Below are 21,849 nucleotides of genomic sequence, written 5' to 3'. Positions count from 1 at the left end.
GTTGGTGTTGGTTTTGATTTTATTTTGGAATAGTAATGGTTCTGTAAGTAATGCTGTAACCTCCCCAATAACCCAGCGCGCCGGTCACATTGCCCAGTATGCGTGTGGGCGATGCAAAAGGATTGCCCGTGGAGGTATAGGCGAAATCCGCCGTGCGCCAGAAATCATAGGTATTATGATCTATGTTGCAGAATTTCAGTGTGACCGTATCCCCCTTGCTGAAAAAGCCGTAATCATCAAAATCGATACTCCTGTTTTTGTCCACTCCCGGGTCCAGCGGCACGTCAAAGCTGGTGCCGTTCACCACCTGGTCGTCAAACACCGAGTTCAGCCCCGGCAGGAAACGTTCTTTGTTCCTGGATGTAAAGTAACGGACATAATTGCCTCTTTCAGGCGGGTCTGTCACTTTCACCAATATACGGGCACGCCCCGTATCATCTCCCCCCGCGTTTTTCCACCACATAGTGTCCAGCGTAAGCCTCGGCTCGGGGATGGTAGTGATGGAATGCAGCACTTTCCCTTCGGCTTCTATCCGGAGGGTATAACTTTTACCGGCTTCACCGAGAAAAGCTGTCTGCAGGTCCGCCGTGTCAATTGTGTAAAAGTACAGCGCCACGCCTCCCGTGGTGTCCGTACTGTATTCGCGCAGCCGATGGGTACGTGCGCCATTGCTGACGGTCACGTTCGCATCGTGCACAAATGATTCCAGCAATTGCTGCGGGGTGATCTTACTGAAGTAGTTCAGGCTCCTGCTGATCCGCACCATGGGGAAGGCCCCCTGCTCAATGATCCCCTCCACTACCAGCATGTCTTCGGTGCGCTGAAGGTCAACATTGATCTCTTTTTCACAAGCCGCTCCGGTTACTGTCAGAAAAACGAGTGTGAAATATGCCTTTCGCATAGGATTGCAAAAATAAAGGGTAAAGAGGAGATTTTCGAATCGGGAGGGTACGAATGGTTGCTATTTGACTCTATATAGCTATAGACGGACCCTATAGGTATAAAAAAAAGCATCCCGCCACATTTACATAGGGCGGGATGCTTTTATCCCAGATTCGAAAGATTATATTAAACTAAAACCAATTATCCCAGATAGGATTTCAGTGCACCGCTATAGCGGGCCTTCTGCAGCCTTTTGATGGCTCTCTCTTTGATTTGGCGGATACGTTCCTTAGTCAAATCATACTTTTGTCCTATTTGTTCAATTGTTGCGCCGTTTTCACCATCCAGACCAAAGTACGCGTTCACAATTTCCGCTTCGCGGGGGCTCAGGGACTTGAGCACGCGGCGGATCTCTTCTCTCAGCGAATCCTGCATCACATCGTCGTCCGTCACATCGCCACCTTCCAGGAGATCACCCATGGCTACATCTTCAGCTTCGTGCACAGGTGCGTCGAGGCTCATATGGCGGGTATTGCTCTGGAAGATATTGTTGATTTCTGACTCGGACATTTCCAGGATCTCGGCCAGCTCTTCCGTGGAAGGCTCGCGCTCGTTCTCCTGCTCAAATGCCATGTAGGCTTTATTCGCTTTATTGTAAGTGCCAATTTTGTTCTGTGGCAGGCGGACCAGACGGCCCTGCTCAGCCAATGCCTGTAATATGGACTGGCGGATCCACCATACGGCATATGAAATGAATTTGAAACCCTTGGTCTCGTCGAAACGTTGTGCTGCCTTGATCAACCCTAAATTACCTTCATTGATGAGGTCGGAGAGGCTTAAGCCCTGGTGCTGATACTGTTTGGCCACAGAAACAACGAAACGAAGGTTTCCTGTAGTTAATCTTTCAAGAGCCCGCTGGTCGCCCATTTTTATGCGCTGTGCCAGAATCGTCTCTTCCTCTGGAGTTAACAAAGGGATCTTCGAGATTTCCTGCAGGTACTTTTCTACCGCCTGCGAATCACGATTGGTGATCTGGGTGGCAATTTTAAGTTGCCTCATATTTTACAAGTATTAGTTTAAGAATATTATATTAACAGCCGAAAGATAATTTTGTTGTAACATTTAAATGGTATATCTTACACGGTTGCCAAAATAAGTCTGCAAAGATCGTGCTAATCCCCCACTCTTCCAAATTGCTGTGATATGGTTAGGCTGGGTTACTTATACCGGGGCAAGAATGCTCGTTACCTGTTCACTTTCAATAGCTGAGCACTTAATCAGAACAGTCTCAATGCCTGTTCAGTATAACAAAGTACTTTATATAAACGGAATTTAATAGCGAAATCGTCAGTATTTCCGGGGGTTTATCTAAATTTTAACAATTGAAAAATATACTTATTCAAATTAATAACTTCTCTAATTTATCTAACCACCTATTGCAAATTATTTAATGGATTTCAGGAGCGACACTTTCACAAAACCCACTCCGGCCATGCTGGAGACCATGCTTAAAGCCCCCATCGGGGACGATGTTTTCAGCGAAGACCCATCCGTAAACGAACTGGAAGCCAGGATGTCAGCACTTTTTGGCATGGAGGCGGCACTTTACTGCCCTTCCGGCACAATGAGCAACCAGATCGCCATTAAAGTACACACGCAGCCCGGAGACGAAGTGATCTGCAGCTCCCTCGCTCATGTGTATATATATGAAGGCGGCGGCATCGCCTTCAACGCAGGCGCACAGGTACGCCCCCTCGAAGGCGACCGCGGCATGATCACAGCGGCGGACGTGGAAGCCGCCATCAATCCCGATGACGTTCACAAGGCCCGCACCTCCCTCGTCTGCCTCGAAAACACGTCCAACCGCGGCGGCGGATGCTGCTACAACTGGGAAGAGATCGAAAAGATAAAAGCTGTTTGTACCGAACACGGCCTCAAACTGCACCTGGACGGCGCCCGCCTGTTCAACGCGCTGCTTGCCACAGGGCAAACCGCCGCGCAGTACGGCCAGGTGTTCGACAGTATCTCCGTTTGCCTCAATAAAGGCCTCGGCTGCCCTATGGGCTCCGTACTGCTGGGTAGCAAAACGTTCATCAAAGAAGCGCGGCGCGTGCGTAAAAAACTCGGTGGCGGTATGCGCCAGGCAGGTTTTATGGCCGCTACCGGCATTTATGCGCTGGAGCATCACGTGGAAAGACTGGCGGATGACCACACTCACGCCAAAATGATAGCCGCGGCACTGCTGGAACAGACTTTCGTAGGCCATATGCTGCCCGTGGAGACCAATATCCTCATTTTCGAAGTGCACGGCGGCTGGACGCCCGTTAAGTTCCGCGATTACCTGGAGCGCGAAGGCATCCGTGTGATGGCCATCTCCACAACACAGGTGAGAATAGTGCTGCACCTGGATATCACGCCCGAAATGGTGGAAAAGACCATTGCAGCCATCCGTACCATGGCATAACAGCATTCACTATACGAAAAAGCCGTCCCGAAAGCATTCGGGACGGCTTTTTTATGGCGGGTATCCGGTCATATCAGTCTTCTATTCCATAATATTCCTTCACTTCATAGTAGTTATTGAGGTCAGGCAGCGCTTTTTTACCCCCGGGGATCACCGTGGCCGCCGGTATGATGAATACTTTCGTTTTGTAGAAAGTTACCGCACTGGGATATTGCGTCGCAAGATCGTTCGGCTTTGAGACACGCACCGAAAAAACAAGGTATTGATTAGGCACGGCACCGCCGAAATACGTTGCATATCTTGTTTCATAGGCTGCAACCGGGCCCGGGCCGGGGATCGGGTACCAGCTGGGCGCCGCATCAGAACCGGTATTAAAATATCCCAGTATCAGGCTGGAGTCCACCCTTCCCTTGGAAATATTGTGGATCTCGAAATCGCTCCACGCCACGAAGGTCCTCGAGGGAAAAGTATACACGGTCACGTTTGCGCTGCCCGTTTTACCCTGCGTGCCGCCGGGGCCCTGCGGACCGGGAACGCCTTGCTGGCCGGCAGCGCCCGCCGGACCTGCCGGGCCTTCTTTTTTGCAGGCAAACAGTGTAACAGTGAATAACAGCAGGAATAATGCGTTTTGGGGGATCATCTTCATAATATTGAATTGTTTTCAGGTAAGGATTTGATTTCTTCCGTAAAACTATTTCACCCGCGCCCAACTCTTCCGGCTGGTTAACCGTTGCATGAATTCACTTAACAGATGACCGGTTTTTCTTAAAAACAAAATGCCGCAAGGTTTAAAACCCTGCGGCACTGTTACAGTGAAGCATAAACGTTTAATCCGGTATGTTGTAAAACTCCTTCACCGCATAATAATCTTTCAGATCAGGCCCTGCCATCCTGCCGTTCACATTCACCACGTTGTTTGCCGGTACAATAAATATCCTCATTTTCCGGAACGTTACGGGTGTAGTGTAAGCAGCACCGGCAGGGGTTACCAGTCTTACAGAAAAAGTATAATCATTTGAGGTCTGGGAAATAAAGTAACGCGTTTCGTAAGCGCCCAATGAACCAAGGCCGGGCACCGGGTACCATGCGCTTTCATCCTCCGGAACGGGATTGTAATATGCCAGCACCATGCTGCTGTCTATCCGCCCGCGCGATATACCCGAAAGCACATAATTGGAAGCTGTGGTAACCACCCGGCTGCCGAAATTAAAAACAGTCACATTCGCATTACCGTCCTTACCCGCCGGGCCTGCAGGGCCGTCCTTCTTACAGGAAATTGCCATTAAGCTGATAATCAGCAAAAGAAAGGGGACTTTCATTAAAACTTGCATATATGTAGGTTTTGAGTTGACAGGGGTCATTCTGGATACTCGGGGTCAATCGCTGCTATAATTCGAAAGTAAAGTTAAATTTCAACCGCAACACCCGTAAAAATACCTGTTTTACCAGGCAGAGCACCTCATCTCCGGCCCCCATCAGCCCCGGTAAGCGGTATTTCCTATCACAAAAATTCAATATATTGATCGCTGATTTCCTTCTCTCCTGAATCTCCGCTATTTTTGCAGACCTTATTATGAACAGCATGGAACTTTCGAAGAACTACATCCCTGCCTCGGCAGAAGACAAATGGTACCAGTATTGGATGGACAAGCAGTATTTCCGCTCCGTTCCCGACGAACGGCCTCCCTTTACCATCGTGATCCCCCCGCCAAACGTAACGGGCGTGCTCCACATGGGCCATACGCTGAACGAAACCGTGCAGGACATCCTGGTGCGCCATGCCCGCATGAGCGGCTTCAACGCCTGCTGGGTGCCCGGCAGCGACCATGCTTCCATTGCCACCGAATCCAAGGTGGTAAACATGCTGAAAGAGGAAAAAGGCATCGAGAAAAGCCAGCTCACCCGCCCGGAATTCCTCAAATATGCCTACGAATGGAAGGAAAAATACGGCGGCATCATCTACCACCAGATCAAAAAACTGGGCTGCTCCGTGGACTGGGACCGTGTGTCCTTTACCATGGACGATCATTATTACCAGGCTGTTATCCGCGTGTTCGTAGACCTTTACAATAAAGGCCTCATCTACCGCGGCGCCCGTATGATCAACTGGGACCCCAAAGCCAAAACCGCCCTCAGCGACGAGGAAGTGGAATATAAAGAGATCAATGGCAAACTCTATCATGTAAAATACGCCGTGGTAAATGCCGCCGGGGAAGCCACCGGTGAATTCATCACCATCGCCACGCAGCGCCCCGAAACCATCATGGGCGATACCGCCATCTGCGTAAACCCGGACGATGAACGTTACGCCCATCTGAAAGGCCACTACGCCGTGGTACCGCTGGTGAACCGCAAGGTGCCCGTGATCTTCGACGAATATGTAGACAAAGAGTTCGGCACCGGCGCCCTCAAAGTAACGCCCGCGCACGACATCAATGACTATAACCTCGGCCTGAAACACAACCTGGAAGTAGTAGACACGCTGAACGACGACGGCACGCTGAGCGCTGCCGCCATCGTGTTCGTAGGCGAAGACCGCTTCCGCGCCCGTAAAAAAGTAATAGCCGCCCTCGCGGAAGAAGGCCTGCTCGTAAAAGAACAGGAATACACCACCCGCCTCGGTTACAGCCAGCGCAACCCGGATACGGTTGTAGAACCCCGCATCTCCACGCAATGGTTCGTAAAAATGGCGGACATGGCGCAACCCGCGCTGGACGCCGTAGTGAATGGAGAGGTGAAGATCCACCCCGGCGACCGCTTCCTGGCTACTTACAAATACTGGATGGAAAACGTGAAGGACTGGTGTATCTCCCGCCAGCTCTGGTGGGGCCAGCAGATCCCCGCCTGGTACGACGATGCGGGCCAGTTTGTAGTAGCTGAAACGCATGACGACGCACTGAAACTGTATGCGGAGAAATTCGGCAAAACGGCCACCACTCTCCGCCAGGACGAAGACTGCCTGGATACCTGGTTCTCCTCCTGGCTCTGGCCCATGGAAGTGTTCAACGGTATCAGCCAGCCCGATAATGCGGACATCAACTACTATTACCCCACCTCAGTGCTCGTAACCGGCCAGGATATCATCTTTTTCTGGGTGGCGCGTATGATCATGGCGGGCCTGGAATACAAACACGAAAAACCTTTCAGCGACGTATACTTCACTGGTATGGTGCGCGACAAGCTGGGGCGCAAAATGAGCAAACAGCTCGGCAACTCGCCCGATCTGCTGGAACTGATCGAACGCTTCGGCGCGGATGCCGTGCGTTTTGGCATCATGATCTCTTCCCCCGCCGGCAACGACCTGCTGTTTGACGATACCAGCTGCGAGCAGGGCCGCAACTTCAACAACAAGATGTGGAACGCGCTCAAACTGGTGAAGATGTGGAAACCCGGGCAGAACACCGGCGCGCCCGTTCCGGAATTTGCCGTGGAATGGATGGAAAACCGCCTGAATGAAGTACATGCCGAAGTAGAAAAACTTTTTAAGGACTTCCGCCTCAGCGAAGCCCTCAAAGCCATATACAGCCTCATCTGGGACGATTTCTGCTCCTGGTACCTGGAGTGGATCAAACCCGGTTTTGAACAGCCGATAGACGCAGGCGTGTACGAAAAGACCATCGGTTTCTTCGAACGCCTTTTGCAATTGCTCCATCCGTTCATGCCATTTGTTTCGGAAGAGCTGTATCACCTGCTGCGCGAGCGACAGCCCGGCGATGACCTCGTGATCCGCCAGTTTGTTGCTCCCGCCGCCACTCACCAGCCTATCCTGGTGGAAGGCGCGCTGGCAAAAGAAGTGATCACCAGCATCCGCGACGCGCGCAACAAAAACCAGGTGAAACCCAAAGACACCATCGCGCTGCATATCGAGACGCGCCATCAGAATGCTTTCCAACGCATCGAAAGTATACTGGCCAAACAGCTGAACGCACGCGAACTGACCTACACAAAAGAAGCCATTCCCGGCGCTGTATCGCTGGTAGTGGGCAAGGATAAGTTCTACATGGTGACGGATACCGAGGTGGACCCCGCGGCCCAGAAAGAATCGCTGCTGAAAGACCTCGTCTACCAGCAAGGTTTCCTGAAGTCCGTAGACGCCAAGCTTGCCAACGAAAAGTTTGTGCAGAACGCCAAGCCGGAAGCCGTAGAAGCGGAACGCCGCAAAAAAGCGGATTGCGAGGCGCGCATCCAGGCTATCGAAGAAAGTCTTAAACTGTTATAATTTAAAAGCCCGTCCGGCGTTTTAGTAACCGGACGGGCTTTTCTTTTAATTCCCTATGATGCAGAAACTATTTTACACAGTATTGTTTTTTATTTGCTGCTCCGCTGCGGCCACGGCTCAGGTGAGGAAACCCTCCACCCCGAAGCCCGCTGCAAAACCGGCAGCTGCAAAGGAAAAACCGCTTGGTTTCCGCACTACCTGGGGCATCTTCCTCAGCGATACCCTCCCCCGCCCCGAAGTGGTAAAACTCCTCGATTCTTCGCTTATCGTGCGTGATCAGAAAAACAACAAATTCCCGGTCGTGTCTTTTGATTTTACCTATGAATCAAAAGAAGCGCATCTGAACGATACCACGCAGCAGGTGGGCTTTTACACGGAAACCACCGGCGATTCCTTCAAAAGCGACAAGCTCAGTACTTTATGGAGCACCCGGCTGAAAGAAACCGTGCAGAAAGGCGAAGTATTATTGTTCTCCAACATCGTGATCCGTTATACCGGCGATAAATTCTACCGGGTACCGGAGCTGCGCATCGTGGTGAACTGATCATTCCCCCTGCCCCATCAGCAATCCCCAGGCACGCATATTCGGGATACGGTCGAAGATGATCTTAAGCAATGCCATCGCGGGTATGGAAACGAACATTCCCGCAATTCCCCAGACCATACTGCCGATAAACACGCCCAGCAAAGTGATCATTGCATTGATGGATACTTTGGAACCAACAATGCGCGGCAACAGCACGTTCGCATCCAGCAGGTGAATGCCGAACATCGCCAGCGCCGCCCACAAAGCCAGCGCGGGAGTGCCTGTAGTAAGCGTTACCAACACCGTTATAAAGATCGTCACCACCATCCCGATGTAGGGGATCACGTTAAAAATAGCACCCAGCGTGCCTAAGAGCACCGCATACTTTACACCCAGCGACAGCAGTGCAATAATGTATAACCCCGCCACCACGATCATTTCAATGAACAATCCCACCACGTAACTTTTGATCACCAGCCGCGAATGCGCCATTATTTCATGTACTTCATCCGCATGTTCGCGTTTGAAAAGTTTCAGCAGGAAGTTCATCAGCAGGCGGCGGTAAAAGAGCAGGAAAAAAGTATACAACGGGATAAACACCAGGAAGATCAGCATGGAAGAAACGGAAGACACCGCGTTCACCGCAAACGCGGATACCGTGCTCACGCTTTTGGCCGCCGTCTCATTGATCCAGGCCACCTGCTGGTCGGAATCGATCTTGAATTTTTCATCTATCCAAATGGTCAGATCGTTGGCCAGCGTCATCATTCTTTTTTCCAGCACCGGCAGGTCCGTGAGAAAAGAAGTGGTTTGCCAGGAAATAAAATATACGAGGCCCAGCATCGAGATCACAAACAGGAGTACCGCCACGGTGGAAGCCCAGGCGCGGGAGAACTTCAGTTTTTCCAAACCCTGCGCCAGCGGCAGCAGCAGCACGGCAAACAGGAAACCGAAAGCCACCGGCGCCAGTATTTCCTTCATCGTGCGCAGTATCACCACGATCAGCACGAGGCTCAGCAGCACATGGCTCAGCTTGATATAAAAAGGCTGCTTATTATTCAACGATGGTCTCATGTTCATTTTTTAAAAGGCAAATAATTGCTGCAAAGGTACTGTCACTTCAAAACGGTCTTTCCGCGAGGGATCTCCGGGGTTCGTATTCAGCAGGTAACTGTATCGCACCCCGATAGTGAAAGGCAGCGTGTTCCCGATTTTTGTGTCAAAGAAAAGCTCTGCTCCCGTGGATGCATAAGTAACATCCTGTTTGCTTCTAAAGTTGTAAGCGGAACTGTAATCATAAAAAACATTCCCCCTGATGCGTGTGAAATACAGCAGGTTCGCAAATCCCCAGTCCGGGTATACGATCGGGAAATGATAGTTGGCGCCCACTTTCCAGATGCTTTCGTAAAACGGTTTGTTGTAACCCCTTGCATACACAAAGTTATCTGTAAAAGAATACCTCAGCATGGTATCCCGCTGCTGGAAAGCGCCCTGCAACACAATGCTGTGATTGGCGGAAAACCCGGGTAGGTAAAGGTCCAGGCGGCCATAGATCTGCTCCGCCGGCACATTGTTCACGGATTTGTTGTACCGCACGCTCAGCGACTGCCCGAAGTGCGAATAAATATTCTGCAATGCCTTGATCCGCTGGTTGGAGAAGCCGAGGCTCAGGTCCAGGTACTGGATGTGGCTGTCGCGGAAGCGGTATTTCGAATTGTTCGCCCTCTTACGGTTCACTTCGTGGTAATTACCGCCGATGGTGAGACCGGTCAGATATTTCCCGGCGGAGAACGTGAGCGGGATGCTCATGCCGCCGAACCAGTCCAGCTCGTTCCATTCCACCGATACGGTATCGTTTACGTAGAGGTAACGGTCCATGCGGTAATCCGCGCCGGTGCGCAGGTAAGGGAAAAGGCCCGCGTAGGTGAGCGATCCGCTGATGGCGGGGCTGTTTTCGTTCGTATTGTAGTAGGCGCCTATGGCTGTTTGCAGGGTGCCCAGCACATTGTCCCCATAGAGGTACAGGCCGTACTCCGGATCGTTGATGCTCGGTATCCAGCTGTGAAAATTAAAAAGACGGTGTGTTTTAGCGTATTTACGGGCCTTCAGATCGCTGACCGGCACCTTGTCAAGGATGTTGCCTTCTTCGCCTAAATCGGGCTTTAACCATGCGCTTTGGTTATCCTTTTGCGGATCGAAAGGCGTGCTGCCTTCCAGCGGTTTCCGGAGGAGTTTGTACCCTTCGGCCGTAAACTCGCTGAAAATGATTTTGTTATCCTGAACTGCCATATGGCTCACGCCGTTTGGCCGGTGAGTGACCTGCTGTACCGGCCCGCCATTCAGCGGTATGGCGTATACATTGTCCGCATCGCCGAAGGAAGCCTGGAAATACACCATATCCCCTTTTATGCTGGAAATGCCGATGGTGGGGTTGCCAAAGGGAATGAGGACCTGAATTTCTCCTGCTTCTTCAAGGATGGACAGCACTTGGTCGGTAGCCGTATCCCCTGTGCTGCGGGCCGGATCAGCACCCCACTTGCCGCCGATGGAAAAGTCGCCTTTATCGCGCATGGGAGGGTACGACCTCCACTTGCCTTTCATGACGCCGTTTTTATCTGTTTCAAGGATATCCGCTTTTTGCCTGATCAAAGCCATTTTTCCCTGCTGGTTACGCACCGCGCTGATGATGTACTGGTCATCCCCGGTAAATTTCGGGTAAGTATAATACCAGTTGGCCGGGTTAACCAGCGCTCCACGCACTTCTCCGGTATTGGCATCCAGTATCTCCAGCTGGTACCGCTGTTCCGGCGTCACCGCGTTCACCACGATCATTTTCCCGTCATGGCTCAGGTCCGGCGAAAAAACACGGCGGGCATGGTTCAGCGTCATAGTTTTCCCGGTATTCCGGTCGAATACTTTTACGATGGAATAGTCTTTCCTGTTCCAGCGGGGATCATAGCGGCTTTCCGTCCACAGGATGCGCCCGTTGCGGTAGCTGAAATAATCGTCAAACCCTATACCTGGCCGCGTGATCAGCTCTTCCCGCCCGTCCGCGTGCCGCAGTTTGAAGCTGGCGATCTGTTTGTAGGAATTATAGAGGTAGATCAGCGTGCTGTCGTCCACCGCGTACACATAGCGGTAATTGGATACCGTGCGGCCGGCGGGCGTAAGCGTATCGGCCGTTTCGTGTTCTTTCGGCTCCCAGGCTTTTTTGTAATAATCCAGCGAGGCGGCGAAAAACGCAGCGGCATTTTTGCCGGTCCGGCGTTTCAGGCTCTGGCTGAAGGGGTAAAATACCCCGCGGTAACACACCGCATCGTCCGTAACGCCTTTCCAGAAGTCCGTTCCGTATTGCAGCCGTCCGTAGCTGCTCATGAGATAACCGGTGTTGTAATGATTGGGCATGTATTTGCGCAGGGAGCCGTTGCGCACCTGCATATACGTATAATCTTTGTCCGCCAGCGTGAGCGCGCGGAAGCCGTCAAAAAAGGCCGGCAGGCGGCCCCTGCCCTGCAGGCTGAGGGCGGTTTCCATGGTTACGGCATCCCCTTCCCAGAACCAGTCCGGCACGGCAACGCCGTTTGCCGCGCCCTGCCCCAGCTCGCCGCCAAGGATGGAAAACACCTTGCTGACGCCTTTATTGAAGTTGTTGTTCTGCACTACATGCCGGTATTCGTGCAGGGCCAGCTGGTCCACCCAGTTGATGGACCCCAGGTCCGTACTGTTCGGCGGCGGGGTAATGTAAAATTCGGAGCGGAAAGGCCCCTGCTGCACATAACCGTTGGACTGCAGCGTCTGGTGCTGCAGGATAATGTTGATCTTTTTCACTTTTGTCCCCAGGGTACCGGTGTTGTACCGGCTCATATGCTGCACCAGGTCCGCCACCCGGCGGCCCTGCGCATCCATGCCTTTGGGGAAGATCACCCGCACCGTATCCGTATTCACCTGTTGCCACTTCTGGGAAGGCGGGTTTCCGCCGAATAATTGTGCAGCCGCCTGGTTGGCTAATAAAACGGCCACGGCTAGGCATAGTAATCTTTGCATATAAGAAGGGTTAGACACCGGGAAACAAATTACATACAATTTTTTACTTTCATGTCTGCTTCACTGACTATCATGTGACAACACACATTCTTCATTTTTCCGTATTTTTGTATAATAAATCGGATCAAAACAATGGAAACAATCACCAACGCACCTATAAATCTCACCAGCGGCGCCATCCAGGAGCTGCAACGCCTCCGTGCGGAAGAAGGCTTTGACCAGAGCCAATACCTCCGCATCGGCGTAAAAGGCGGGGGATGCTCCGGCCTTTCCTATATACTGGGCTTTGACGCTAAGATGGAAGATGACGAGGTTTACGAAATTGAAGGCATCCCGGTAGTGATGAAGAAATCCCACGGCCTGTACCTCCTTGGCATGGAAGTTGACTTCCAGCACGGGCTGAACGCGCGCGGATTCACCTTTACCAACCCGAACGCCACCTCCAGCTGCGGCTGCGGCACCTCATTTGCCGTGTAGCTGAGGTAAAAATACTATTACAACAGAGGCCGTCTCCCAGCAAAGGAGACGGCCTCTTATATTATATTAACCCTCCCACCGGAACGCTCTCCTATATCTCTCCTATAACGATCCTATATCTATCGTATAAGCTCCCCTTTTTGCTAAAATACCATCAAAAGAGATCGCCCGGAATGCTGCAACTTCCTCTTTTTTCACCTCAAACCTCCTCCGGATATTCCAAAACGGCCCGGCATTCCCGAAAAAAACAAAAGCCGCCCCAACCGGGACGGCCTTTTATCTAAAGATTTCTTTCAGCTTATTTGCCTTTCACTAATGGCGGAGCTTTTTCAATCTTCACTGCTTCAGCCTCATTGCCCAGGGTGTTCTTCTTATCGAAGTCCACGAGAACGGGAGCCGCTACAAAGATGGAAGAGTAAGCGCCGGTGAGTACGCCGATCAGCATCGCGAATGCAAAACCACGGGTTACTTCGCCACCGAAGATGAAAAGGATCAGGATGGTGAGGAATACCGTCACAGAGGTCATGATCGTACGGCTCAGCGTTTCGTTGATCGCACGGTTGATGATCGTTTTGGTATCGCCGCCTTTGGTCAGGCGGAAGTTCTCACGGATCCTGTCAAACACGATCACGGTATCGTTCATCGAGAAGCCTATCACGGTCAGTATCGCCGCGATAAAGTGCTGATCGATCTCCAGTGCGAACGGTACGATGTTGCGGCAGAATGAGAACACCGCCAGCGTTACGAGTACGTCGTGCAGCAGGGAGAAGATGGTACCGATAGAGTATTGCCATTTGTTGAATCGCAGCAGGATGTAGAGGAACACCACGAGGAGGGACAGGATGGTGGCTTTGATAGCGCCGTTCCTTAAGTCATCCGAAATGGTGGGGGCTACAGTCTGTGACCCAACGAGGTATTTGCTTTCAAAGGTGGCTTTGTCCAGGCCGCCGTCGTAGTACGGTTTGATGGCGTTCACCAGTTTGGCCTGTACTTCCTGGTTTGCAGCGTCTGAGTTATCATCGATCTTGTATGCAGTGGTGATGTTCAGCTGGTTGTTGGTACCGATGGTCTTTACAAAGGTTTCAGATTCGAATTCTTTGTTCAGTGCCTCGTGTACAGCTTCGCGGTTCACCGGTTTGTCGAAGCGCACGGTGTAGCTGCGGCCGCCGCTGAAGTCCACCCCACGGTCAAATCCGTTGAAGAAGGAACCGATACCCAGTACCAGTACTACAGCGGAGATGATATAGGTGTATTTGCGCATGCCTACGAAGTCGTATTTGGCATGTCTGAAGATCCTGCGGGAAAGCGGTGTGAAATACTCCAGGTGCCTTTTTTTGTTCGTCCACCAGTCGGTGATCATACGGGATACGAGGATACCGCAGAACAGGGACAGGAGCAGACCGATGATCTGCGTGGTGGCGAAGCCCAGTACGGGGCCGAGGCCGAAGTAGAACAGGATGCAGGCCGTGAGCAGGGAGGTGATGTGACCGTCCAGTACAGGGGCGTAAGAACGTTTGTAACCGTCTTCCACCGCCTGCTGGTAGGTTTTACCACGGCTCAGTTCGTCCTTGATCCTTTCAAAGATAATTACGTTCGTATCCACTGCCATACCGATGGTGAGCACCAGGCCGGCGATGCCGGGCATGGTGAGCGTGGCGCCCAGCGAGGCCAGGATGCCTACGGTGAACAGCAGGTTGAGTATCAGCGCGATGTTTGCCACCCAGCCGCCGGTATTGAAGTATACCAGCATCAGGATGAAGATCACCACGAAGGAAATGATAAATGATTTTGCGCCGGCTTCGATGGATTCCTGTCCCAGGGTGGGGCCTACCACCTGCTCCTGCACGATCTTGGCGGGGGCGGGCATACGGCCGGACATCAGGATGTTCGCAAGGTCATCCGCTTCTTCGAGGGTAAAGCTGCCGCTGATGGAAGAGTTACCGTTCGGGATCTCGTTGATGATGGAAGGTGCGGTATACACTACATTGTCCAGTACGATCGCTACATAACTATAAGTGCTGCGGTCGTCAGGATTGGTAGGTTTCAGCTGGCGGGTAAGGTTGCGCCAGTCACGGGTACCGATGTTATCCATGCTCATGGTCACTTCCACCTGGTGGTTTTCACCAAAGTCCGCGCGGGCGGCGATCACCCTTTCACCGGTGATCTTCGCTTTCGGGTTGGCCGGGTTCACTCTCACCCCGAATATCTGCAGGGGCTGGGTACGGTCTTCTTTATTGGAAGGGCCGTAAAGGAACACGAGGTCCTTGGGCATAGCCGCTTTTACAGCGGGCAGCTCCAGGTAACGGCGGAAAGTAGCGGTATCTTTCGGTAAGATCTGGCCCAATACGGAGCTGGGTTCAGGGTTGATCTTGAAAACCATGAACAGGGGCATCTCTTTCTGGTCCCTTGCAAGCGCAAGCGCGGCGGAATCACCGCCGGCTACATTTTTGCCGGAAGAATCCTTCGCGAGGAGCGAGGAGAGAGAGCCGGTAGTATCACCGGGAGCAGCGGCAGGAGCGGCGGCGGTAACGGAGTCTGTTTTCACGGCACCGGTGTCCACTTTCCTGGCATTGCCCTGGGATGCTTTAATGGCTTCGTTCATCGGCAGCAGCACTTCGTCGTAGAACTGCTGGCTGGTTTTGTATGTTTCACGGAACTCAAGGTTGGCGCTGGCCTGCAGGTACTTACGTACGCGCTCCGCGTCATCCACACCGGCCAGTTCCACGGAAATGATACCGCGGTTCTCGTCCAGGTTGATGGAAGGTGAAGCCACACCGAACTTGTCGATCCTGTTCTGTAATACTTTATAGGTGTTTTTGATCGCCGCCCTGGATTCGTTGCGGATGATGTTCAGCACCTCGTCATTGCTGCTGTTGAAGGTGATCTGCTTCTGTTGCGCGCTGGCGAAGAGGGAAGACAGTTTACCATTGGGAGCTTCTTCTTTGTAAGCCTGGCCAAACAGGGTCACAAAGTCGGACTGGCTGCTCTTTTTACGTTCTTTTGCCTTGGCGATCGCGTTGTTGAATGCGGGATCCTTGGATTGATTGGCAAGCTGGCGTACAACATCTTCTACGCTCACTTCCAGTACTACGTTCATACCGCCCTGGAGGTCGAGGCCCAGGTTCAGCTGCTTTTCTTTTGCTTTGGTATAGGTGGTAAACCAGGGGAATCCTGCAATCTCTTTGCCACTGGCGCTATCCAGTAACTGTTCCGAACGCGCTTTTGTGTAATCGTTCAATGTATCTCTGTACAGGGATTGTGCTTCCTTGTTACCGGGATACTTCTGTTCCGCAGTGGGGTACTGCCCGGCCACATAGGCTTCGGCCGAGGTCTTTATCTTTTTCTCATAGTTCCGCACCACGAACGTGAAGGACAATTGATACAAAGAGATAAGGATCAGTGCGACAGCAAAAAATCTAACCAGTCCTTTTAGTTGCATTTTGTTTGATTATTAATATAAATTTTTTAAGAGTTGCAAAGATAGAATTTAAATTGATATATTAAAGCCCGGTTACAAACAGTTCAAAAACCACTATGTGATTGGTTTTGAGCTGCATTCCGGCATAAAAATTTCCTTCTATGGCGCAACGGTTTTTTCTGGCAGGTGCAATATTGGTTTTTTTTACGAACTGCCAAACTCCCAGGGCGATAATTTCTACTTCGATGCAAAAAAATACGGATGTATTCCTGGATTCGCTGCTGAAAGCCAACAGTCAGCGCCTTGGCCCTGTCATGGCCGATCCGGCCGAATACCGCCTGCAGGTTATTTACACCCGGATAGACCGGGATGCCCGTAACCGCCCGGTTTTCACGGATTTTACCTATCGCCTTTCCCCTGAAACCTACTTCTACCCTGCTTCTACGGTAAAAATGCCGGCCGCCTTCCTGGCCCTGGAGAAAATGAACCGGCTGGGGATCGACAAATACACGCCCATGCATACGGACAGTCTGTCAGCCATTACCCCGGCCGTGTCCACAGACAGCAGTGCGGAGGACCTGCAGCCGTCCATTGCTCATTATATTAAAAAAATATTCCTCGTCAGCGACAACGACGCCTTTAATCGTCTCTACGAATTCCTCGGGCAGGAAGGGATCAACCGCGGGCTGTGGGACAAGGGGTACACCTCCGCCCAGATCCGCCACCGCCTCGATATCGCCCTGCCGCAGGAGGCGAACCGCCTGACGAACGGCATCCGCTTCGTGAGGCCCGGGGAAGACGGAGAGGAGGACGAAACCCTCTATTTCCAGCCCGAGCAGCGCAGCACCCTCGCCTTCGCCCCCCGGAAAGACTCCGTGGGCAAAGCCCATTATGACGGGAAAAAATTAGTGGAAACGCCGTTTAACTTCTCCGAAAAGAACCGGATCGTGCTGGAAGACCTCCATAATATCCTCCGGAGCGTAATTTTTCCCGGAAGTGTAACTTCTTCGCGCAGATTTCGTTTAACGGAGGAGGATTACCGGTTTTTGTACCGGTATATGTCCCAATTGCCAACTGAGACGGACTGGCCCGTATACGACACCACGGAATTTCACCGTAACTACGTCAAATACCTGCTGGGCGGGGCGGATGCCAAAACGGAGCTGCCCGCAGGCCTCAGGATATTCAACAAACCGGGCTGGGCGTATGGCTTTTTAACAGATGTGGCTTATTTTGCAGACTTTGCCAACGGCGTGGAGTTCATGCTTTCCGCAACAGTGTATGTCAATAAAGACGGCATCATCGGGGATGATACCTACGACTTTGAATCAACCGGCCAGCCATTTCTGAAAGAACTCGGGAATGTGATCTACGAAACAGAGCTGAACCGCATTAGAAAATACAAACCGGACCTTGAGCGTTATAAAGTGACTTACAGCCGGAAACCACAACAACCGTAAACCTATAAGTATTAAAACATAAAATGAAAGAGCGCATGGTAACTAAAAAGAGCCGTTTATGGACACTGGCCGCGATGGCAGTTGCAATTACCGGTTTTTCCTCCTGTCTGAAAAACAGTGATCCCACCCCTCCCGAACCGCAGACACTGATCGCGTTCGTGAATGGTGTGGCCAGCCCCGTTTACGGACTGGACATCATCCAGGATGGTACAAAGATCACTCCCACCCCCATCGCATTCGGCGAAGCGGTAGGAGCACGTTTTAAACCGAACACCTACAAATTCGATTTCAAAAAAGGCGGTGCGGACAGTACGCTGAACACCCTTACCGCGCTTTATGACACCTCCGCATACAACACCATCATTGTGTATGGCGACCAGGGCAGCGGCGTTGAAGTGTTCCGCCTGAATGAAGACTTCGACGGCATTTCCAGGACCAAGACCAACGTACGTTTCTACAACCTGATGCCAGGCCCCGACGGCGTGGACGTGTTCATCGGTGCAAATAAAATATTCCCTTCCCGTTATTTCGCGGACTTCGAAGGCGGCGGATATTCACAGTTTGAAGCAGTGGACGTAGGTACCACCACTATTTCGGTAAAAGACGCAGCAGGTGCTGAGATTGCCGTGAAAGGCGATGCCGCGCTGACTGCCACCGGCGGTGCTTACAACATCTACCTGATGGGCCAGAAAGGCGCTACCGGCACCACTAAACCGGTGATCAAAGTAGTCGCTTACCAATAACGATACGCTCCAGTTTATTTAAGAAGGTCCCGGGCATAAGTCCGGGACCTTTTTTCATTTTTTTGCAGTAGGTTTGCCGCGGTCAACCCAAAAAAATAACGTCTATGCAACTAGCCGAAAGATTAACACGGATATCCGTGCCGCAAACCATCAGGATGGCAAAGCTCAGCCGCGAACTGAAAGCACAGGGAATTGATATTGTGGACCTCAGTATCGGCGAGCCGGACTTTGACACGCCCGAGCACATCCGCGAAGCCGCCAAAAAAGCCATCGATGAAGGTTTCACACATTACACGCCCGTAGCGGGATATGCAGACCTCAAACAGGCCGTGGCATATAAGCTGCAGCGGGACAATGCGCTGGAATACTCTCCCGAGCAGATCGTAGTGAGCACCGGCGCCAAACAAAGCATTGCCAACGCCGTGCTCAGCATCGTCAATCCCGGCGATGAAGTGATCATCCCCACGCCTTACTGGGTCACTTATTCAGAACTAGTAAAACTCTGCCAGGGCGTGGTAAAGTTCGTGCCCTGCGGCATCGAAGATGAATACAAGATCACGCCGGAAAGGCTGGAAGCGGCCATCACACCGAAAACGAAGCTGTTTATGTTTTCTTCCCCCTGCAACCCCACCGGCTCCGTGTATTCGCACGAAGAACTGAAAGGCCTGGCGGAAGTGTTCGAAAAACATCCGCAGATCTTCATCATCTCCGATGAAATTTATGAGTACATCAACTACGTGGCGCCGCATAGCAGCATCGCCAGCTTCGGCACGCTGAAAGACCGTACGGTAATCATCAACGGGCTGAGCAAAGGTTTTGCCATGACCGGCTGGCGCCTGGGTTACCTGGCCGCGCCGCTGGAAATAGCAAAGGCCTGCGATATGGTACAAAGCCAGTTCACCTCCGCGACCTGCTCCATCACACAACGCTGCGCCATCACCGCCCTTCGCGGCCCGCTGGATACGTCCAATGAAATGGTGGCCGCTTTCCGTGAAAGACGCGCTTTTATTTACAACGCTTTGAAAGAGATCGAAGGATTAAAAGTGAACGAACCGGACGGCGCATTTTATATGTTCCCGAACATGAGCCACTTTTATGGCAGGTCTTTTGACGATACTACGGTGAACAATGCGGATGATCTCTGCATGTACCTGCTGCACAAGGCAAACGTAACAGTGGTATCCGGGGCGGCTTTCGAGCAGCCGGAGTGTATCCGCATCTCTTACGCCACCGGTATGGACCGCATACAGGAAGGGATGAAAAGAATGAAAGAATGGCTGGCTAAGCTGAAATAAGCAAAAACCGGCTGAAAGATAGATGGATGGCGCCTTACCGGGCGCCATTCCGCTTTTATTAAAAAATAACGCTTATTCCGTTTTCGCCCCGCCGGGTATCGTATCCAGGTATTCCTTATACCGCCGCTTCACGTACACGCCGAGGTCATAAGCGGTGATACCGGCCAGGAAAGCGGCATTGGGCCGGGTTTTATCAATAAATTCATAGAGACTGTCCCCCTGCAGAGGGATGAACCGTCCCACCAGGTAGGCATTGTACATTTTATCCACTTCCCGCTCCTGCATAGTGCTCACCAGTCTGCGCCGGAAAGCCTCGTCCCGCGCTTTTTTCTTAAAGTCAAATACCGATGCGATAGCCGCCACATTCACCGCCACGCCGGGCAGATGGTGCGTTCTGCCGTCTTTTTCGTAAGCGATCCCTTTTTCACCATCCAGTTTGGGCATGATGAACTTAAAGCCCTTCTTTTGCAGCTTCGCCAGCTGCAACGAATCTTCACTGAAATTGCGGTGCCGGACGTTAAATTCCTTTAGCTGGTAGACGCGCATGGGCACAGTGTCTTTTTTCAGGGAATCCTTCAGGGGAAAGGTATAGCGGGGAAAAGGAAGGGTATCCCTTTTCAGGAATTGCTGCGCGGATGCGGTGGTACACCATACGGACGCGCTCATGAGGGCCAGGAACCGGGAAGTCATGCCCTGAAACTATAGCAAAGCGTTCTAAGGAAAAGTTAAAAGCCGGGCTGGCGGTGCTAAGAAAAAGTTAAACCAGTGGCGGGAAATCATGCCTGCCCGTCCGAGGAAAAGTTTTTACCGGCCTGCCGGGCATCTTCCAGCAGTTTCCGGTGCAGGCTGAGCACCTGGGGTATCACCATCTGCTGTTCGTCGTTGTAAATGATGTAATCCGCCAGTTTAAGTTTGATGGCCTCATCCAGCTGTTTGTGCATACGTGCCAGCACGGCGTTGCGGTCCACGCTATCGCGCTTCATCACCCGCTGGATGCGCATGGCCTGCGGGGCGGATACCACGATCACTTTGTCCACATGATGAAACGACTCCGTTTCATACATCAACGCGGCTTCCTTGAGCACATAGGGGCTGCTCTGCCGGCGGGCCCAGGCTTCGGAATCGCGGATGGTGGCGGGGTGCACGAGGGAGTTGAGCACGGCCAGCTGTTCCTTGTCGGCAAACACGATATTGGAGATATATTTACGGTTGAGCGTGCCGTCTTCGAAGTAGGCCGCATCGCCAAAATGATCCCTGATCTGGGACACGAGCAAGGGGTCGTTTACCATGATTTCCTTAGCCGCATCGTCCGCCGAATAGACGGGAATGCCCAGTAGGGAAAAAATCTTCGCGACGGTCGTTTTACCTGACCCGATGCCTCCGGTAATGCCTATGATCTGCATATTAGGGCAAAATAAACAAAAAAAGAGAGAAGGAATATTACCTTCTCTCTTTTCATTATTTCGGCCGGTGACCGGATTATTTGGTCTCGGTAGCTTTATTGATAGCGGCGGTGTATTCCATGCTCACGGCAGAACGTTCTACAGTGAAGAAAGTACCGGGGCTCACCTCGATCTGGAGGGTGTTGTTGTCGTTGATCTTTTTCACCTTACCGTGAATGCCGGCAATGGTTACGATCTTGTCACCTTCTCTCAGGTTATCGATGAATGTTTTCTGTGCTTTTGCTTTTTTGGTCTGCGGGCGGATCATAAAGAGCCACATCACGAGGATCATACCACCGAAGAACAGCAGGGTGCCCATGCTGCCCATTCCACCACCGGAACCGCCACCTGCGGGAGGCGTCATCAGAAATACGTTTAATAAGTTGTACATCGTATGTTGTTTATTGATTTGAAGCTGGTAAAATTACTATTTCTTTGCCACGATCACGCACTGAATCTTGGGACCGTTGATCATGGGAGGATCGGTATTGGCCTGAATATACAGTTCTTTTTCGGTATAGCCTTCCGGGCGGCCTTTGCTGTCGAACTTCACTTTCATATACCCGCTTTCTCCCGGTTTCAGCGGTTCTTTCGGCCATTCCGGCACGGTGCATCCGCAGCTGGCTTCCGCCTTGGTGATCAGCAGGTCACGTTTGCCGGTATTGGTGAATTTGAACGAATATTCCACCTGTTCCCCTTCTTCCACATTGCCAAAGTTATGGCTTTCCTTTTCAAAAGTCATCACCGGGTAGATCCCTTTTGTGGTGTCCATAGCGTCTGTAGCCCTGGAAGACTCTTTGCCGGACTGGCTGCCGCAGGCTGTAACGGCCATTACCGCAACGCAAAACAGGTATAAGATCGGTCGCATATAAAATGAAC

The 21,849-nt window shown here is 51.9% G+C and carries 18 protein-coding genes; 7 read left to right on the top strand and 11 right to left on the bottom strand.

What is annotated here, in order from left to right; all coding sequences use genetic code 11:
- Positions 1-19 precede the first annotated feature (19 nt).
- Both EG028_RS09730 and EG028_RS09725 read right to left on the bottom strand, forming a co-directional pair.
- On the bottom strand, positions 20-901 hold the full coding sequence (locus tag EG028_RS09730; protein WP_120516096.1) for a DUF4249 domain-containing protein: 882 nt from the start codon (positions 899-901) through the stop codon (positions 20-22).
- Between the two features lie 182 nt (positions 902-1,083).
- On the bottom strand, positions 1,084-1,941 hold the full coding sequence (locus tag EG028_RS09725; protein WP_109698810.1) for a sigma-70 family RNA polymerase sigma factor: 858 nt from the start codon (positions 1,939-1,941) through the stop codon (positions 1,084-1,086).
- Between the two features lie 391 nt (positions 1,942-2,332).
- Between EG028_RS09725 and EG028_RS09720 the strand changes: the two genes are divergently transcribed.
- Positions 2,333-3,346, top strand: coding sequence for a threonine aldolase family protein (locus tag EG028_RS09720; RefSeq protein ID WP_120516097.1), 1,014 nt, complete (start codon positions 2,333-2,335; stop codon positions 3,344-3,346).
- A gap of 73 nt (positions 3,347-3,419) precedes the next feature.
- Here the strand turns inward: EG028_RS09720 and EG028_RS09715 are convergent, their stop codons facing one another.
- Complete coding sequence (locus tag EG028_RS09715; protein ID WP_123864616.1) at positions 3,420-3,992, bottom strand: hypothetical protein; 573 nt, start codon at positions 3,990-3,992, stop codon at positions 3,420-3,422.
- A gap of 181 nt (positions 3,993-4,173) precedes the next feature.
- Complete coding sequence (locus EG028_RS09710; protein ID WP_120516099.1) at positions 4,174-4,629, bottom strand: hypothetical protein; 456 nt, start codon at positions 4,627-4,629, stop codon at positions 4,174-4,176.
- A gap of 299 nt (positions 4,630-4,928) precedes the next feature.
- On the opposite strand from EG028_RS09710, the gene EG028_RS09705 reads away from it, so the two are divergent.
- Positions 4,929-7,565 carry a valine--tRNA ligase gene (locus EG028_RS09705; protein ID WP_120516362.1) on the top strand — a complete coding sequence of 879 codons (2,637 nt, stop codon included), beginning with the start codon at positions 4,929-4,931 and terminating at the stop codon, positions 7,563-7,565.
- A gap of 55 nt (positions 7,566-7,620) precedes the next feature.
- Positions 7,621-8,109, top strand: a complete 489-nt coding sequence (locus EG028_RS09700) for a hypothetical protein (protein ID WP_120516101.1) — start codon at positions 7,621-7,623, stop codon at positions 8,107-8,109.
- On the opposite strand, the gene EG028_RS09695 is transcribed toward EG028_RS09700, so the two are convergent.
- Together EG028_RS09695 and EG028_RS09690 are read right to left on the bottom strand one after the other, a co-directional pair.
- On the bottom strand, positions 8,110-9,165 hold the full coding sequence (locus EG028_RS09695; protein ID WP_162946392.1) for an AI-2E family transporter: 1,056 nt from the start codon (positions 9,163-9,165) through the stop codon (positions 8,110-8,112).
- A 9-nt stretch (positions 9,166-9,174) separates the two neighbouring features.
- Positions 9,175-12,135, bottom strand: coding sequence for a hypothetical protein (locus tag EG028_RS09690; protein WP_123864615.1), 2,961 nt, complete (start codon positions 12,133-12,135; stop codon positions 9,175-9,177).
- Between the two features lie 132 nt (positions 12,136-12,267).
- Between EG028_RS09690 and EG028_RS09685 the strand changes: the two genes are divergently transcribed.
- Positions 12,268-12,612 (top strand): HesB/IscA family protein, encoded by a 345-nt coding sequence (locus EG028_RS09685; protein ID WP_120516104.1) that lies wholly within the window; start codon positions 12,268-12,270, stop codon positions 12,610-12,612.
- 298 nt (positions 12,613-12,910) lie between these two features.
- On the opposite strand, the gene secDF is transcribed toward EG028_RS09685, so the two are convergent.
- On the bottom strand, positions 12,911-16,051 hold the full coding sequence (secDF, locus tag EG028_RS09680; protein ID WP_120516105.1) for a protein translocase subunit SecDF: 3,141 nt from the start codon (positions 16,049-16,051) through the stop codon (positions 12,911-12,913).
- A 224-nt stretch (positions 16,052-16,275) separates the two neighbouring features.
- Here secDF and EG028_RS09675 point away from each other — a divergent pair, with 224 nt between their 5' ends.
- The 3 genes from EG028_RS09675 to EG028_RS09665 all read left to right on the top strand — a co-directional run bounded on the left by EG028_RS09675 (position 16,276) and on the right by EG028_RS09665 (position 19,528).
- Entirely contained in the window at positions 16,276-17,490 is a 1,215-nt protein-coding gene (locus tag EG028_RS09675) for a serine hydrolase (RefSeq protein WP_162946393.1), read from the top strand.
- A gap of 35 nt (positions 17,491-17,525) precedes the next feature.
- Positions 17,526-18,233 carry a DUF4397 domain-containing protein gene (locus EG028_RS09670; RefSeq protein WP_123864614.1) on the top strand — a complete coding sequence of 236 codons (708 nt, stop codon included), beginning with the start codon at positions 17,526-17,528 and terminating at the stop codon, positions 18,231-18,233.
- Positions 18,234-18,337: 104 nt separating this feature from the next.
- Positions 18,338-19,528: a pyridoxal phosphate-dependent aminotransferase gene (locus EG028_RS09665; RefSeq protein ID WP_120516108.1), complete on the top strand. Its 1,191-nt coding sequence runs from the start codon at positions 18,338-18,340 to the stop codon at positions 19,526-19,528.
- A gap of 72 nt (positions 19,529-19,600) precedes the next feature.
- Here EG028_RS09665 and EG028_RS09660 read toward each other — a convergent pair whose 3' ends face one another.
- The 4 genes from EG028_RS09660 to EG028_RS09645 all read right to left on the bottom strand — a co-directional run bounded on the left by EG028_RS09660 (position 19,601) and on the right by EG028_RS09645 (position 21,838).
- Positions 19,601-20,218, bottom strand: a complete 618-nt coding sequence (locus tag EG028_RS09660; RefSeq protein WP_120516109.1) for a hypothetical protein — start codon at positions 20,216-20,218, stop codon at positions 19,601-19,603.
- 86 nt (positions 20,219-20,304) lie between these two features.
- Positions 20,305-20,931: a dephospho-CoA kinase gene (gene coaE, locus EG028_RS09655; protein WP_120516110.1), complete on the bottom strand. Its 627-nt coding sequence runs from the start codon at positions 20,929-20,931 to the stop codon at positions 20,305-20,307.
- A 76-nt stretch (positions 20,932-21,007) separates the two neighbouring features.
- Complete coding sequence (gene yajC, locus EG028_RS09650) at positions 21,008-21,361, bottom strand: preprotein translocase subunit YajC (RefSeq protein ID WP_120516111.1); 354 nt, start codon at positions 21,359-21,361, stop codon at positions 21,008-21,010.
- A 36-nt stretch (positions 21,362-21,397) separates the two neighbouring features.
- Positions 21,398-21,838, bottom strand: a complete 441-nt coding sequence (locus EG028_RS09645) for a DUF1573 domain-containing protein (RefSeq protein WP_120516112.1) — start codon at positions 21,836-21,838, stop codon at positions 21,398-21,400.
- Positions 21,839-21,849: the final 11 nt, after the last annotated feature.

Origin of the sequence: Chitinophaga barathri (assembly GCF_003807585.1) — a bacterium.
GTDB lineage: Bacteria > Bacteroidota > Bacteroidia > Chitinophagales > Chitinophagaceae > Chitinophaga > Chitinophaga barathri.
This window is presented reverse-complemented; position numbering and strand designations above follow the sequence as displayed.